The 14,825-nt window shown below is 60.7% G+C and carries 19 protein-coding genes; 3 read left to right on the forward strand and 16 right to left on the reverse strand.

The window, feature by feature from the left end:
* Positions 1–124: 124 nt before the first annotated feature.
* Positions 125–904 carry a ferredoxin-NADP reductase gene (fpr, locus tag ACO6VD_RS03540; RefSeq protein ID WP_400170476.1) on the reverse strand — a complete coding sequence of 260 codons (780 nt, stop codon included), beginning with the start codon at positions 902–904 and terminating at the stop codon, positions 125–127.
* Between the two features lie 119 nt (positions 905–1,023).
* Between fpr and ACO6VD_RS03545 the strand changes: the two genes are divergently transcribed.
* Positions 1,024–1,950, forward strand: coding sequence for a LysR family transcriptional regulator (locus ACO6VD_RS03545; protein WP_422417070.1), 927 nt, complete (start codon positions 1,024–1,026; stop codon positions 1,948–1,950).
* On the opposite strand, the gene ACO6VD_RS03550 is transcribed toward ACO6VD_RS03545, so the two are convergent.
* The 3 genes from ACO6VD_RS03550 to ACO6VD_RS03560 form a co-directional block, all read right to left on the reverse strand.
* The gene (locus ACO6VD_RS03550) at positions 1,947–2,312 is read right to left on the reverse strand and encodes a diacylglycerol kinase (protein WP_422417071.1); all 366 of its coding nucleotides are present in this window, start codon (positions 2,310–2,312) and stop codon (positions 1,947–1,949) included. The two genes, ACO6VD_RS03545 and ACO6VD_RS03550, sit on opposite strands and share 4 nt — an antisense overlap.
* A 76-nt stretch (positions 2,313–2,388) precedes the next feature.
* A complete protein-coding gene (gene erdR, locus ACO6VD_RS03555) occupies positions 2,389–3,039 on the reverse strand; it encodes a response regulator transcription factor ErdR (RefSeq protein ID WP_422417072.1) in 651 nt (216 codons plus the stop codon).
* Positions 3,040–3,304: 265 nt separating this feature from the next.
* The gene (locus ACO6VD_RS03560) at positions 3,305–4,015 is read right to left on the reverse strand and encodes a tRNA-uridine aminocarboxypropyltransferase (RefSeq protein WP_422417073.1); all 711 of its coding nucleotides are present in this window, start codon (positions 4,013–4,015) and stop codon (positions 3,305–3,307) included.
* A 238-nt stretch (positions 4,016–4,253) separates the two neighbouring features.
* Here ACO6VD_RS03560 and ACO6VD_RS03565 point away from each other — a divergent pair, with 238 nt between their 5' ends.
* On the forward strand, positions 4,254–4,670 hold the full coding sequence (locus tag ACO6VD_RS03565) for a quorum-sensing-regulated virulence factor family protein (RefSeq protein ID WP_422417074.1): 417 nt from the start codon (positions 4,254–4,256) through the stop codon (positions 4,668–4,670).
* Positions 4,671–4,672: 2 nt separating this feature from the next.
* Here the strand turns inward: ACO6VD_RS03565 and ACO6VD_RS03570 are convergent, their stop codons facing one another.
* Positions 4,673–4,873, reverse strand: coding sequence for a hypothetical protein (locus tag ACO6VD_RS03570; RefSeq protein ID WP_422417075.1), 201 nt, complete (start codon positions 4,871–4,873; stop codon positions 4,673–4,675).
* A gap of 392 nt (positions 4,874–5,265) precedes the next feature.
* Between ACO6VD_RS03570 and ACO6VD_RS03575 the strand changes: the two genes are divergently transcribed.
* The gene (locus ACO6VD_RS03575; RefSeq protein WP_422417076.1) at positions 5,266–6,384 is read left to right on the forward strand and encodes an LOG family protein; all 1,119 of its coding nucleotides are present in this window, start codon (positions 5,266–5,268) and stop codon (positions 6,382–6,384) included.
* Positions 6,385–6,397: 13 nt separating this feature from the next.
* Here ACO6VD_RS03575 and recX read toward each other — a convergent pair whose 3' ends face one another.
* From recX to ACO6VD_RS03630, 11 genes are all read right to left on the reverse strand, one after another.
* A complete protein-coding gene (recX, locus tag ACO6VD_RS03580; RefSeq protein WP_400170468.1) occupies positions 6,398–6,865 on the reverse strand; it encodes a recombination regulator RecX in 468 nt (155 codons plus the stop codon).
* An 8-nt stretch (positions 6,866–6,873) separates the two neighbouring features.
* Positions 6,874–7,941 (reverse strand): recombinase RecA, encoded by a 1,068-nt coding sequence (gene recA, locus ACO6VD_RS03585; RefSeq protein WP_400170467.1) that lies wholly within the window; start codon positions 7,939–7,941, stop codon positions 6,874–6,876.
* Positions 7,942–8,044: 103 nt separating this feature from the next.
* Positions 8,045–8,527, reverse strand: a complete 483-nt coding sequence (locus ACO6VD_RS03590; RefSeq protein WP_422417077.1) for a CinA family protein — start codon at positions 8,525–8,527, stop codon at positions 8,045–8,047.
* Between the two features lie 59 nt (positions 8,528–8,586).
* Positions 8,587–9,081, reverse strand: a complete 495-nt coding sequence (locus ACO6VD_RS03595; protein WP_422417078.1) for a lysis system i-spanin subunit Rz — start codon at positions 9,079–9,081, stop codon at positions 8,587–8,589.
* Positions 9,078–9,629: a glycoside hydrolase family 19 protein gene (locus tag ACO6VD_RS03600; RefSeq protein WP_400170464.1), complete on the reverse strand. Its 552-nt coding sequence runs from the start codon at positions 9,627–9,629 to the stop codon at positions 9,078–9,080. The genes ACO6VD_RS03595 and ACO6VD_RS03600 overlap by 4 nt, the downstream gene beginning before the upstream one ends.
* A 28-nt stretch (positions 9,630–9,657) precedes the next feature.
* Complete coding sequence (locus ACO6VD_RS03605; protein ID WP_422417079.1) at positions 9,658–10,689, reverse strand: phage late control D family protein; 1,032 nt, start codon at positions 10,687–10,689, stop codon at positions 9,658–9,660.
* A gap of 68 nt (positions 10,690–10,757) precedes the next feature.
* Entirely contained in the window at positions 10,758–10,964 is a 207-nt protein-coding gene (locus tag ACO6VD_RS03610; protein ID WP_422417080.1) for a tail protein X, read from the reverse strand.
* Complete coding sequence (locus ACO6VD_RS03615; protein ID WP_422417081.1) at positions 10,939–11,784, reverse strand: phage tail protein; 846 nt, start codon at positions 11,782–11,784, stop codon at positions 10,939–10,941. The genes ACO6VD_RS03610 and ACO6VD_RS03615 overlap by 26 nt, the downstream gene beginning before the upstream one ends.
* Positions 11,785–11,793: 9 nt before the next feature.
* Positions 11,794–13,857: a hypothetical protein gene (locus ACO6VD_RS03620; protein ID WP_422417082.1), complete on the reverse strand. Its 2,064-nt coding sequence runs from the start codon at positions 13,855–13,857 to the stop codon at positions 11,794–11,796.
* A gap of 140 nt (positions 13,858–13,997) precedes the next feature.
* On the reverse strand, positions 13,998–14,300 hold the full coding sequence (locus ACO6VD_RS03625) for a phage tail assembly protein (protein ID WP_422417084.1): 303 nt from the start codon (positions 14,298–14,300) through the stop codon (positions 13,998–14,000).
* A 9-nt stretch (positions 14,301–14,309) separates the two neighbouring features.
* Positions 14,310–14,819: a phage major tail tube protein gene (locus tag ACO6VD_RS03630; RefSeq protein WP_422417086.1), complete on the reverse strand. Its 510-nt coding sequence runs from the start codon at positions 14,817–14,819 to the stop codon at positions 14,310–14,312.
* Positions 14,820–14,825: the final 6 nt, after the last annotated feature.

Here is a 14,825-nt window from a genome sequence, read left to right on the forward strand (position 1 = left end):
GGGGTTGGCTGTCCCCTCCCTTTGTCGTATACCCCCCCCCCCCCCCCCCCCCCCCCCCCGCCCCCACAACAATCAGGCATAAAAAAAGCAGGCCGAGGCCTGCTTTTTTTGTTTTCAGCGCTGCTTACTTCTCGACGAATGCACGTTCGATCAGGTAGTCACCCGGCTCACGCATACGCGCCGAGATCTTCAGACCGAAGCTGTCGAGCACTTCGCTGGTTTCATCCAGCATGCTCGGGCTACCGCAGATCATTGCACGGTCGTCCTGCGGGTTGATCGGTGGCAGACCGATATCCTCGAACAGCTTGCCGCTGCGCATCAGGTCGGTCAGACGCCCCTGGTTCTCGAACGGCTCGCGGGTTACGGTCGGGTAGTAGATCAGCTTGTCACGCAGCGCCTCGCCGAAGAACTCGTTCTGCGGCAGGTGCTCGGTGATGAACTCGCGGTAGGCCACTTCGTTGACGTAACGAACACCGTGAACCAGGATCACTTTTTCAAAGCGCTCGTAGGTTTCCGGGTCCTGGATGACGCTCATGAACGGCGCCAGGCCAGTGCCGGTGCTCAGCAGGTACAGGTGCTTACCCGGGTTCAGGTCGTCCAGCACCAGGGTGCCGGTAGGCTTCTTGGAGATGATGATCTCGTCGCCTTCCTTCAGGTGCTGCAGCTGCGAGGTCAGCGGGCCATCCGGCACCTTGATGCTGAAGAACTCCAGATGCTCTTCCCAGTTCGGGCTGGCGATCGAGTAGGCGCGCATGAGCGGGCGGCCGTTGGGCTGTTGCAGGCCGATCATCACGAACTGACCGTTCTCGAAGCGCAGACCCGGATCGCGGGTGCACTTGAAGCTGAACAGGGTGTCATTCCAGTGGTGAACACTGAGGACACGTTCGTGGTTCATGTTGCTCATGTACGGGCTCCTGAAATAAAACGCAGCGCTAACCTAGAGCGCGATTGCGCGATAGTTTAGTGCGAGCGACAATATCTGTTAACTGAATTATCAAGATATGTCTTATCGGTTATATAGATATGCGATTTACCCTTCGTCAACTCCAGGTATTCGTCGCCGTAGCCCAGCATCAAAGCGTCTCTCGAGCCGCGGGAATACTGGCGTTATCGCAGTCTGCCGCCAGTACCTCGATCACCGAGCTTGAACGCCAGTCCAGCTGCCAGCTGTTCGACCGGGCCGGCAAACGCCTGAGCCTCAACGCCCTGGGTCATCAACTGCTGCCACAGGCAGTGGCGCTGCTCGACCAGGCCAAGGAAATCGAAGACCTGCTCAACGGCAAGTCCGGGTTCGGTTCACTGGCCGTCGGCGCGACCCTGACCATCGGCAATTACCTGGCCACGCTGCTGATCGGCAGTTTCATGCAGGCCCACCCGGAAAGTCAGGTCAAGCTGCATGTACAGAACACGGCCAATATCGTGCACCAGGTTGCCCATTATGAAATTGATCTGGGTCTAATCGAAGGCGACTGCAACCATCCGGATCTGGAAGTCCAACCCTGGGTTGAGGACGAACTGGTGGTGTTTTGCGCCCCCCAGCACCCCCTCGCCAGCCGCGGCCAGGCCAGCCTGGAAGAGCTGACCCACGAAGCCTGGATTCTGCGTGAACAAGGCTCCGGTACCCGCCTGACCTTTGACCAGGCGATGCGCCACCACCGCTCCAACCTGAACATCCGTCTGGAGCTTGAGCACACCGAAGCGATCAAGCGCGCCGTGGAATCCGGCTTGGGTATTGGCTGTATTTCACGCCTGGCCTTGCGCGACGCATTTCGCCGCGGCAGCCTGGTAGCGGTGGAAACACCCGAGCTGGACCTGGCCCGGCAGTTCTACTTCATCTGGCACAAGCAGAAATACCAGACCTCGACCTTGCGTGAGTTTCTCGAACTGTGCCGCAGCTTTACTGCCGGCGTGCAGCGCAGCGACGAGATCGTCCTGCCCAGCATTGCCTAAAGAAGAATCACCGCCCAGACCAGCCCCACCATTGTCAGGGCAACGAACTGGGCAGCGCTACCCATGTCCTTGGCGTTTTTCGACAACGGGTGACGGTCCAGGGAAATCCGGTCGATCGCTGCCTCGACTGCCGAGTTGAGCAGTTCGACGATCAGCCCCAGCAGGCACACCGCGATCAGGATCGCCCGTTCGGCACGACTGACATCCAGCCAGAACGCCAGCGGCACCAGTACCACATTGAGCAGCACCAGCTGGCGGAAAGCCGCTTCACCGGTAAAGGCCGCGCGCAGACCGTCAAACGAATAGCCGGCAGCATTGAAGATACGTTTAAGGCCGGTCTGGCCCTTGAAAGGCGATGACATAGAAGGTCACTTCATCCACTGAAAATGCGCTGCAGCCTAATGCAGGGCGGGTCAAAAAAGCGTGAATGCCCTGGCCTCAGCTCGGCGAAACCGATTCCAGTTGTTGCAGGAGCAACGCAGCCTGAGTCCGGGTACGCACACCCAGCTTGCGGAAAATCGCTGTCACGTGGGCCTTGATGGTCGCCTCGGAGACGTTCAACTCATAAGCGATCTGTTTGTTCAGCAAGCCTTCGCAGACCATGGTCAGCACGCGGAATTGCTGAGGTGTGAGGCTGGCCAAACCCTCACTGGCAGCCTTGGCTTCTGGCGATACGTCGACTTTTTCAAAGGCCTGTGGCGGCCACCAGATGTCACCATCAAGGACCTTTTTCACCGCTTCCTGAATCACTTCCAGTGAGCTGGACTTGGGAATGAAGCCACTGGCGCCAAATTCGCGCGACTTCACCACAACAGCGGCTTCTTCCTGAGCCGACACCATCACCACCGGAATCTGTGGGTACTGGCCACGCAACAGGACCAGACCGGAGAAACCGTAGGCCCCTGGCATGTTGAGGTCCAGCAGCACCAGGTCCCAGTCGGACTTTTCAGCGAGGCGGGTTTCAAGTTCTGCAATGCTCGCCACTTCTACCAGGCGAACATCGGGCCCCAGGCCCAGGGTTACAGCCTGACGCAGGGCACTGCGAAACAGCGGGTGGTCATCGGCAATCAGGATTTCGTACGTGGCCATCGATCTAATGATCCTGTTCTGTGCAGGCGCAGGGAGGAAGAATAGGCGCCTGGCGGGCAACTCAAGGTGTAAACGGCACTGCCGCACACCCAAAAGGCACTTCAAGGCCAGGAAAAACAGCGTTTCAAGCCTTGTATATGCCCGAATCGGCGCCAAGGATGCCGAGCCGGAACCGGGTGGTCAAGTTGATTACCCGGTCGCGGAACGCACGCAATGGTCGCCAGCCTGCCCATTATGACCCAATGTGCGCTATCTGCCCCTTGTACTATAGGAAGGTATGCAAACGCTGGTGGACGGCATCCTGCTCATCTATTGACCACTGGTGCTTGGCACTCAGGTAGTGGGTGCTGAACACATCCAGGTAGGCATCCAGCGCTTCGGCGGCACGCTGATCGCCGGCCAGCTCCAGGCACATGGCCGCCACTTCGGCAGTGCAGAAATGATCGTCTCGCTTGGAGCGGCGCAAACGGTAGCGCGACAGTTGCTCGGGCTGCAGGCTCAATACCGGGAAGCGATCCAGGTACGGGCTCTTGCGAAACATCTTGCGCGCCTCGGTCCAGGTTGCATCCAGGAGGATGAACAAAGGCCGCTTGCCCGGCTCGCGTTTTACTTCGCTGACCACCCGCTCGGGCGCTACGAACTCACCGGGGAACACGATGTAAGGCTGCCAGTGCGGCTGATCGAGCAAGGCCAGCAATGCCTCATCGACGGAGGTACGCTGCCAGCCGAACGCCGAGGTGTCGGCAATCAGGTCAGCGATCAGCCAGCCGGTATTGCTCGGCTTCAATGGCTCGGTGTCGTGCATCAACAGGCACATGGCCGAATCGGATGGAATCTGCGGACGCCAGGCACACAGGCAATGGCTGAAAATCACCCGGCACTGCGGGCAGCGTGGCGCCCGGGATCCGCGCGCGAGGAAAGGTTTGACACTGCGCGCCAGGCGCTCGGCGCGCAGGCGCGATACGGCATGGCTCATGGCAGCAGACTGTATAGGCAGGAAAGGGATGGCACTGCACGGACTCGGCAAGACAGGAAATCCGCGACAGTTTATCAGAGCCCGCCCGTGGGCAGACGGTATTTGCCGTGCAGCCAGCCTGCCGACTCCCCTATAATCCTCAGCCTGTCGCTACCCGCTGGCACCACGACTTCGCGCGTGACGGAACACCGTGCGCAGTTGCCGGTCCAATCGCCAGTTACCGAACCAGGAGAAACCCATGTTGCGCTTCATCGCCCCGTCCCTGAGCTTGCTGCTCGCCCTGCCCCTGGCTGCCAATGCGGCCTCCAAGCAGGAGTACGAGCTGAGCCAGATGCTGCAAAAAGTTGCCACTGAAAGCAGCGTGGGCACGCCGCGGGCGATCAACGAAGACATCCTCGACCAGGGCTACACCGTCGAAGGCAAGCAACTGATCAACCACCTGAGCGTGCTTCCCAGCCACGCGGAAAAAATGAAGGCCGACCCGAACCGGGTGCGCAGCCAATTGGGCGACAGCGTCTGCAAGAACACCGGCTACCGTCAGTTGATGGCCAAAGGTGCGGTACTGACCTACCGTTTCACCGAGTACAAGACCAACCGCCCGGTCAGTGAGCAGGCATTCGATGCCAAGAGTTGTGGTGTGAAACCAAACAAGTAAGCCTAGGCGACCTGCTCACTGTCGCGCCGCTGCTTTTCATCGGCGCGCAGTTCAGCCACCAGGGCCTGGACGTAACGTGAGTGCCGCACCCCTCCCCCCAAGCGACGTAGACACTCTTCTTCAAGGCTCAGGTTATTGGCCTGGGCCGAGCGCTCGAGCTGCTCGAACAGCTGTGCATCGAGCTCCAGATTAAGCCGTTGCATGTGACAGCCTCCCTGCACCGCGACAGTCGCTCAGACTTCCAGTTAACCAGACCCACGCCTGGATTGGATCCCGACTGACGAGCGGTCTGATTCCACGCCTCACCACGCTGATATCGCGAAGATCCGTCCGGCATAAATACCCTTCAGGGTCTAGATTGATAGCAAGCGCCCGCCCGTTTCAGGGCTCGCACAGGGGGATGCCTGCTGACGCCGTGCCTTAGCATTGCCGAGCGAAAACAACAAAGAGCCCATCACCACTGCACTAAGACCTTGCAGGTCTACTGCAATGCTCGAGGCGCACACTCGAGCCACGGCAGCCAGCGACACACGCAGTGTCGCGGCCGGACCTGAACAGATCCGGTCAGAGGTTTTGCTGCAGAAGGAGACGTTGAATGCCTTACCAACCGAATGAACTGCTAGCGAGTCACTTCAGGAACCACGGAATCGACCTGAGCAAGCTGGAAGAACAACTGCAACTGGTTGCACCTGAAAGCCCGAACCTGCCGCTGTACCGCGACATGCTGCTGACCGTCCTGCGCATGGCCCATGACGACAGCAACCGCTGGAACGCCAAGATCACCCTGCAAGCCCTGCGCGAGCTGGATCATGCCTTCCGCAGCCTTGAACAGTACAAGGGCCGACGCAAAGTCACCGTGTTCGGCTCCGCCCGCACCCCAATAGAACACCCCATGTATGCGTTGGCCAGGGAACTGGGCGCAACGCTGGCCCGTTCCAACCTGATGGTCATCACCGGTGCTGGCGGCGGCATCATGGCTGCCGCACACGAAGGCGCAGGTGTCGACCACAGCCTGGGTTTCAACATCACCCTGCCGTTCGAGCAACACGCCAACCCCACTGTAGACGGCACCGACAAGCTGCTGCCGTTTCACTTCTTCTTCATTCGCAAGCTGTTCTTCGTCAAGGAAGCAGATGCCCTGGTGCTGTGCCCGGGTGGTTTCGGCACGCTGGATGAAGCCCTGGAAGTGCTCACCCTGATCCAGACCGGCAAGAGCCCGCTGGTGCCAGTGGTGCTTCTGGATTCTCCGGGTGGCACCTTCTGGCAGGACGCACTGAATTTCATTACCCGGCAGCTGGAAGAAAACCGCTACATCCTGCCCAGCGACCTGAAACTGTTGCGCCTGGTGCAGAGTGCCGAAGACGCCGTGGAGGAAATCAACCAGTTCTACCGCAATTACCACTCCAGCCGCTGGCTGAAAAACCAGTTTGTGATCCGCATGCACCACCCGCTCAGCGAGGGCGCATTGCTCGACCTGCAGGAGGGCTTTGCCGATCTGCGTCTGAACGGCCACTACCATCAACACGCGTATGCAGGGGAACACCACGACGAAGCCCGGTTCAGCCACCTGACGCGGCTAACCTTCGCCTTCAATGGTCGCGACCAGGGGCGCCTGCGCGAACTGGTGGATTTCATCAACCTGTCGGAAAACTGGGCCAAGCCTGAAGCGATGCACACCACACAACGCGCGCGTGAAGCCTTGAAGGTCACGTGAGCGTTATGAGCGACTAGTCGTCCAGACCTCGGCCGCTCAACAGGCGGCCGATCATCTCCATGGAAAAACCACGGTAGACCAGAAAGCGGGTTTGCTGTGCGCGGGTGCGCGGATCGGTGGGTAACTGACCGGAAAACTTGCGCTGCCAGACATCCTGCAACTGCCCCGCCCAATCCACACCGCTCTCGCGCAGTGCCTGGTCGATGTCGCCGCGTTGCAGACCGCGCTGGCTCAACTCTTCGCGAATACGCGCCGGGCCGTAGCCGGAGCGCGAGCGGTAGCTGATGAAGCTTTCCAGGTAACGGGCTTCACTGAGCAGGCCTTCTTCCGTCAAACGGTCGAGTTCCTGATCAATCAATTCGGGGGGAGCGCCGCGCTGACGCAATTTGCGCGTCAGCTCGACTCGACCGTGCTCGCGGCGTGCGAGCAGGTCCATGGCTGTCCGTCTTACGGCGACGGGTGTGTCGAGTACGACGGACATGGGGACGATCAGTAGCCGGCTTCGGTTTCGGCTTCGTCTTCAGGCTCGGCGTTAACCGCAGCAGCCTTGCCAGCAGCCTCGACAGCACCTGCATTGAGCAGCTTGTCGCGGATCTGCTTCTCGAGGGTTGCAGCGATCTCCGGGTTATCCTGAAGGAACTTGGCCGAGTTGGCCTTGCCCTGACCGATCTTGCTGCCCTGGTAGCTGTACCAGGCACCGGCTTTTTCCAGGAAGCCGTGCAGCACGCCGAGGTCGATGATCTCGCCGTTGCGGTAGATGCCCTTGCCGTAGAGGATCTGGAATTCAGCCTGACGGAAAGGAGGCGCCACCTTGTTTTTGACGATCTTCACGCGGGTTTCGCTGCCGACCACTTCGTCGCCTTCCTTCACCGCGCCAGTACGGCGGATGTCCAGGCGGACCGAAGCGTAGAACTTCAGCGCGTTACCACCGGTGGTGGTTTCCGGGCTGCCGAACATCACGCCGATCTTCATACGGATCTGGTTGATGAAGATCACCAGGCAGTTGGCGTTCTTGATGTTACCGGTGATTTTACGCAGCGCCTGGGACATCAGACGGGCTTGCAGGCCCACGTGCATGTCGCCCATTTCGCCTTCGATTTCGGCCTTGGGTACCAGGGCAGCCACGGAGTCGACGATGATCACGTCAACAGCGTTGGAGCGCACCAGCATGTCGGTGATTTCCAGGGCCTGTTCACCGGTGTCCGGCTGCGAGACCAGCAGGTCGTCAACGTTGACACCCAGCTTGCCGGCGTACTCGGGATCGAGAGCGTGCTCGGCATCGACGAAGGCACAGGTAGCGCCCATTTTCTGGGCCTGGGCGATGACCGACAGGGTCAGCGTGGTTTTACCGGACGACTCAGGGCCGTAGATCTCGACGATACGACCTTTTGGCAGACCGCCAATGCCCAGGGCAATGTCCAGGCCCAGGGAGCCGGTGGAAATGGCCGGAATCGCCTGGCGCTCGTGGTCGCCCATGCGCATGACCGCGCCTTTACCGAATTGACGTTCGATTTGCCCCAGGGCCGCAGCCAAGGCGCGCTTCTTGTTGTCGTCCATTGAAGTCCTCACGTAATCGATAGGGCCTGACGGCCAGAACACCTGTATAAGTAGCCAGTATTATTCCACAGGGTTTTGTTCCCGCCTACCCCCGACGTGCGATTTACTCTGCACCAAGCTGTAACAAGCCCTCTAGCGCGGCGATTACCGTTTGTCGGCGTACCTCGTCGCGGTCGCCGTCGAAGTGCCGGCGCTCGCTGCTGACATGGCTGCCATCGGCCCACGCCAGCCATACGGTACCCACCGGTTTGGCCGGTGATCCGCCATCCGGCCCGGCCACGCCACTGACCGCCACGGCAAAACGAGCGCCACTGGCGGCCTGGGCGCCGCGGACCATGGCTTCGACCACCTCCTGGCTGACCGCCCCGACGTGAGCGAACAGGGTTTCAGGCACCCCCAGTTGGCGGGTCTTCTGCGTATTGGAATAGGTCACGTAACCGGCCTCGAACCAGGCCGAGCTGCCCGGAATCCGCGTGATGGCTTCGGCGATGCCGCCGCCGGTGCAGGATTCGGCGGTGCTCACCTGGGCATTGAAGCGACGCAAGTGTTCGCCCAGGCGGGCGGAAAGCGCAGTGATCGGGTCCATGGCAAGCTCCTTGAAAGACTGTCGCCTACCCTACACCAGCTACCGCCTGGCACAACTCCTCAGCGCTGTAGCGCGCGCACATAGGCCTGACAGGCGCGCAGGGCGATCAATCCCTGATCGCCCTGTTCGGTGATGGCGATAATTCGTCGAGCATGCGCCGGGTCAAGTCGGGCGCGTACGGGGTCATGATCCAGGCTGCCGGTGCCGGCGCTGGCAGGCAGACCGGGAGCGGCGCTGGGGTCAAGGAGGACTGACAGCCGTAGATCGGCAGTAGCCAGGCGGTCACGCAAACGAGCTTGAGCCTGTTGAGCATCGAGTAACTCCTGGTAATGGGATTGGTCAGTGGCCTCTATCTGTTGCTCCAGCACCCGGCGTTGCTGACGTTCGTCACGCTGCAGGCGCGCCAGGGCTTGAGCCTGTTGCTGGCGCTCCTCGGCATGGGCCTGCGCCTGCTGCGCCAACATAGCGCCGTAACGCCAGGCCTGAAGCTGCCAGGTCAATCCTGCAACCAGCAGCAACAGCGCTATCAGCACTCCGGCCTGCAAGCGCTTCAACACAGCACCTCACGGGCCCGCGCCCAGAGTTTCAGGCGATCCTCCAGGCCATTGAGCCCGCCATTGATGTGACGGGTTATACGGTTGAACTCACCGCGGTCGGCCAGTTGATTGAGCCCGCGCGAATGCCAGAACCAGGCCGCCGACTCACTTGCCCAACGCGGTTGCTCCAGTAGCTGTGGCAGCTCCAGCAACCGCTCATCGCCGAACAGTGCCATGCTGCAGGCACGGTAATTGTTGCGCCCGGTGACCTGAATCAGACCGCGGCCGCAATACCGCTGACCGTCGCCATCGGCTTCCGGGCTATTCCCCAGACGCAGGGCCAGGCTGCCGGTGTCATAGCGCGACAGGTAGCGGTCATTGCCCAGTTCCTTCACATAGCGCAACTGCCCCGACTCATGGCCAATCTGTGCCAGGAAGGCCGTTATGCGACGCGGGGAATCGATTTCCCAGCGCTGCATCGCGGCGTTCAAGGCAGGCACAAAAACGCCCGCTTGCTGGCGGGCGTTGGGGAAAATCAACAACAGCGTCTTCTCAGTTATTTCCATATCTACCTCGCCTGTATGGCAACGTCCTTCAACGCGTAACCTCAGCCTTACGCGGTGTATTACCCTTGGCCCGGGCTTTACCCTGCTTGCCACCGTTGCACTCGACTGTTGTTGTCCAGCCGGAAGCGCTGAACACCTGTTCCACCGTCTCCACCAGGTACTCGCCATCAAGTCCGCTCTTGAAGCCCTGCAGATCGACCGATCGCTCAGTAAACAGATCGGTACGCCCTGGCATGTCCAGGCGAACATTGGCCGTGCTGCGATTGAGTGCCGCCAGTTTGGCCCTGGCCGCCTGCTGCGCCGACGCCTGGTCCGGGTAGAGATGACGGTCGGTATGAACCGGCGCCAGCCCCTGCGGTGCTTCGGCGTTGGCCAGGTCGACCACCTTGAGCTGGCCGCTGCGCTTGTCCTGATGTCGGCTCTGCACGGCCTTGTAGGTACCCTTGTCAGCCAGACGAAACTGCCAACGCGTGACATCCGAACGCCGCAAGCGCACAACGCCCAGGGCTTTACCACTTGCGCTCTGCCCACCCTGGCGCGGCAACACCAACAACGTGCCGTCGCCGATCTTGGCCGTGCAGTCGTACTGCTTGGCCAGACGCGTGATGAAATTGAAATCGGATTCGTTGAACTGATCGACCCGCTGCACCCTGGTCAGCACCGGACACGCCGGCTGCCAACCATTGCGCGCAGCGATATCGCGCACGATCTGCTGCAACGGGACATTCTCCCAGCTGCCGCTGCGTATGGTTTTGCCAGTACCGCGCATGTCGCTGGCCTTGCCACGAATAATCACACTGTCGGGAGGCCCGGACAGCTCGACTTCATCCACGGTGTAGCGCCCCAGACGGGTCAGGGTCTGGCCGGCGTAGCCGAGGTGAATCTCGATGAGCGCCCCACGTGCGGGCAAGGTCACGGCGCCGTCACGGTCATCGATGCGCAGCTCGAAATCGTCCGACTCCATTCCTGGTTTGTCGGAGGTGCGCAGCAGCAACAATCGGTCGTTGATCACGGCGGTGATGTCGCTGCCGTCGGCAACGATGCGAAATTCAGGTTGCATGACTCATGCTCCAGAAAAGCAGACCCCGCACGCGGCGGGGTCTGGTGGCGGAACCTGTGACGGCGGCGTCAATCCCATAGCTGGACCGTGGCGTCGCTGGCTGCAACCAGCTGCGGTAGCTGGATCAGGACCCCGGCGCGAAACGGCTGGGGTTCGTCGGCCAGGCCCTGATTGGCATTGAGCACCGCTTCGACGCTGCCGTTCAGGTGTCCGTAGTAGTGCTGACACAAGGTGTCGAGCACGTCGCCGTCAGAGGTTCTGCAGGTCGTCGCCATAGCTCACAAACTCCAATGTGAATGCCTGTTTACGCGGGATTCCACCCGCCAGAAGGTAGCTCTGCTCTTCATCGATGCCGGTCAGGCACCAGTTGCCCAGCACCTGACCGTATCCGGTGACCAGGCTCATTGGCCGCAACAAACGTCCGAAACTGCGCAATGTCTGCAACTGGCCAAGACCGCTTTTAAGCGCCGGGAACACTGCGCCCCTGATGTTGATTTTTTCCTCACCCAGGCTCACCCCCTGCTGGGCAGCACTGCGCGTCAGACGCTCCTGGCCAACCCAGCGAAAGCTGGTCTGGCGGCGAAGTTCTTCGAAGGCTGCGGTATCGAGGTTGAAGTAGTACCCCGGTGACACGCCATCCAGCGGTTGCAGGATCAACAAATGAGGAAAAGGTTTGACCGCTTCCGCAGCCGGGGTGACCTCGGGCGCGAAACTGCCAGTGGGCAGGATATTGGCCAGCGATGGACTGATCTTGCCAGCCACCTGGTTGATCTTCGCCGCAGCCTTGGCCAACTGATCGTCGAATGCCTTGACCTGTCCCTGAACCCGTACCACCGCCGCAACACCCTTATCGTATGTGTCCACAACCTTCTTGACGGTGTTTTGCGCAGTATCGATGGCGCGCATCGTGCGTTGCAGCTTTGCCCCGATCACCGGCCCGACAAAGGGAATGGCTTCGAGCTCGGTAACCACGCCGGTGATGTCACTGACCGCGCTGTTCATCGGTGCCAGCATCTTGTCGATGCTCTGGCGCCCCTCCTGCCCGGCCTTCACCACGGAACTCAGGGCAGACTGTAACTGTTGCAGGTAAGCCATGGGTTCTCCTTAGACGTAGACATGGGGCACGTCGGATAGCTGACGAGATGTCGCCATGCGCATCAGCTCCTCAAGTTCCCGGCGGACCATGGCTTGCAGGTTCTGGGCAAGCAGCATGGGGTCGGTGACGCTGCCCTGAACGGTGATGGGCATGTTGGGGGTGAATGTGAACTGTTGGCTGATCTGTTGCGGCTGGGCCAGCGCAGGGCCAGCGTTGGCCAGAGTTGACGGTGATTCAGCCGTGGGCACGGCACTCACCAGCGAGCGCACCACATCTCCCGGTTGTGCGGCTGCAGCTAGGCTGTTGTCAGCTGGTTTGGCGGCCGCTACCGGCTCCTCGCCGGATGACGCCTTGCGCTTGCCCAGCCAGCCACCGATTGCATCGCCCGCCATACCACCGAGCAAGGCGCCGATGGAGACTCCGATCACCGGGACGAACGCACCGATCACGCCACCAACGACCGACCCCACCAGACCGCCAGCGGCTGCACCGTAGCCCTCGGCCTTTTCTTCCGGGGTTTCGGCACTCACGAAGGTGGCGACGGTCTTGATACCAGCCTCTAGAAAAGCCGGGCCACGAACCTCCTTGATCGCGGCGCCGATCTTGCCAACGGTACTGACCGGGGCCGACGGTATGGTCGGCGGCGCGGGTGAACGCGAACGCTCCGGTGGCCCCGCTGAAGGCGTCTGACGTTGTGGTGCCTTGCTTTGCGACGTCCTGCTGCGTGGTGTCTTACTTTGTGGCGTCCTGCGTTGCGAACCCTTTCGCCTGCTCTGCGGCGAGCGTCTTTGCTCGCGCCTCTTGTGCCCGACACAGCAACCGATATCGCTGGCGTTGACCACGAACACATTGAGCGGATCGCTGAATGCGAACATGTTCGACAGGTCGCTACCCGGCTCCGAGCCACCACTGACCGTCTCCGGCCTCGACGCGCCCGGCAATCGCTCTCGTACTTTATTCAAGAGGTTCTGAACGACCGTTCCGCCTTTGAACAGCATGAAGGTCGTGCCAAGCACAGTGGCCCCCGCGATCAGCCATTTGATCGCATCCGGGGCACCGGTAAATGCTTTTGCCGTCGCGGTAACACCCTCGGCCAGTCCGTCCGACAACGGCCGAATGGAATCGCCAAAGCTACGTAGCGAGTCATCGACCGCATCGGACGCTTCGCTCAAGCGTCGATCAGAAGTGCCACGGCGCGCAATCAGGTCCCTGTCGAGAATCCCACTGGACGCCTGGGGCTGAGTACTGTTGAGCGCCGTGTTCAAGCCCTGATTCTGTGAAGCAGTCAAGCTGTCAGCAACGCCCTCGCCCGTCCCTTTGCGCTGGAGCACGATATGCTCCAGCGCCTTTTCCAGGTCAGCCGGTTTTTTGATCTTCGGGTTGTTTCGCAACTCGCCGATCAAGTGCGCCGTGTCGTCAGTCGAGGCATCCTGCCCAACCGAAAACTTTGCCGCCACAGGAGCGTACGCCAGGGCCTGATCCAGCCCCATGCCGGAGTCGTACAGCTGTTTGATCAATGTGGCCGCCTGGTTACGCTCCATCCCGGTTGCCTCATTGATCGCACTGACGGTGCCGATCACTTCCTGCTCTTTCGCCGAAGGTTCATCGCCATCGGCCACTCCCGCGCTGATTGCAATATCGCGGGTGATCTTCTGGTACTGCGCGCTGATTTGCGTTGGCAGCACCAACGCCTTGCCAACCTTTACCGCCTGGCCGAGCACCGGAAGGTCCTCGAAAACCTTCAGGTTGTCCCGCTCAGGTGTTACCGCCTTTGCCGCAGCACCAGCCTGGCTCACTGACACCACTACCGGACGTTGCTGACGTAGCGCAACGAGTTGCTGCTGAAGCAGGTTGAGCGTTGCGTTCAGGTACGGTCGCAACTCACCTTCCCCATTAACACCCGTGCTCGGCACAGGCTTCGCCTCGTTACGCAGGCGAAAGACTTCGGCGAATATGTTCTCCAGTACCTTGGTATTTTTCTTGATACGGTCTTCGACCGCCTTGAACGCGATGCCCACCGTGAAGGTGACGGAGGCACCGAGCTGCAGGTTCACTTCCAGATTGCTCGCCATCCGATTCCCCTATAGCCAAGCCACAGGCTTAATCCGTGAGCCACCAGACCATGTCGTTGAACGACATGGTCATGATTTCGGCGGCGCAAAAGTTCAGCTCTTTGGCGAGCCGCCTTGCCGCCGCCCTCTGCACGGCGGGGTCAAACCTCGTCGTCTTGCACCAGACGAAAATACCCGGCCTGCAAGCGGCTGTAGTCCTTCAGGGCAAGCCCTTCGAGGTCCTTGATACCCACTTCGGCCAGCGAGGCGAAGAGGTTCAGCTCACGCTGTTCATCGTCACTGTTCGCTGTCGATTGCGCGGCACGAATGTCACGCACCGTGGGGGCGCGCAGCGACAGGCTGTCGACCTGTACGCCGTTGGCCTCGGAACGCTTGGTGAGCGTCACGACCACGCGCTCGGCGCTCACGTTCAACCAGCTCGGTGTGTTGTTTGCCTGATTCATGGAGTTTCCTTACAGGCCCAGGGCCGAACGTTGGGCGGCGAGCTGGTCGACACCGTTGATGACGCGCTTCATGCCCAGCGGATCGATTTCGTAAACCGGACGACCGTCCACTTCCAGCTTGTAATAGGTCAGCGCCACGTTGTGTTTGATCTCAGCCTTGTCACCAGCCTTCCAGTCGCCCATGTCGACTTCTTTCAGGGCCCCGCGCAGGGTCACGATGACCGGCGTGATACGCCCCTTGAGGCCTTTGAACGCACCGCGGAAGGTACCGTTGAAAGAAGAGCCGTCGGCCAGACCGAAGAACTTCAGCGACTCGCGGCGTACGCCGGTGGTGACGAAACCGGCCTCCTGCTTTTCCATGCCCATGTCGAGCTCGATGGGCATGTCCATGCCGCCGGCACGGTGCTCCTCCATCTTCAGGGTCAGCTTGGGCAGGGTCAGGCTGGGGACATCGCCTTGAAAACTGACGCCATCGACGAACAGGTTCAGGTTTGCCAGGGTTTCGGGAATCATTGCCATGGTTGT

Source organism: Pseudomonas sp. GZD-222, assembly GCF_049310525.1.
Classification (GTDB): domain Bacteria; phylum Pseudomonadota; class Gammaproteobacteria; order Pseudomonadales; family Pseudomonadaceae; genus Aquipseudomonas.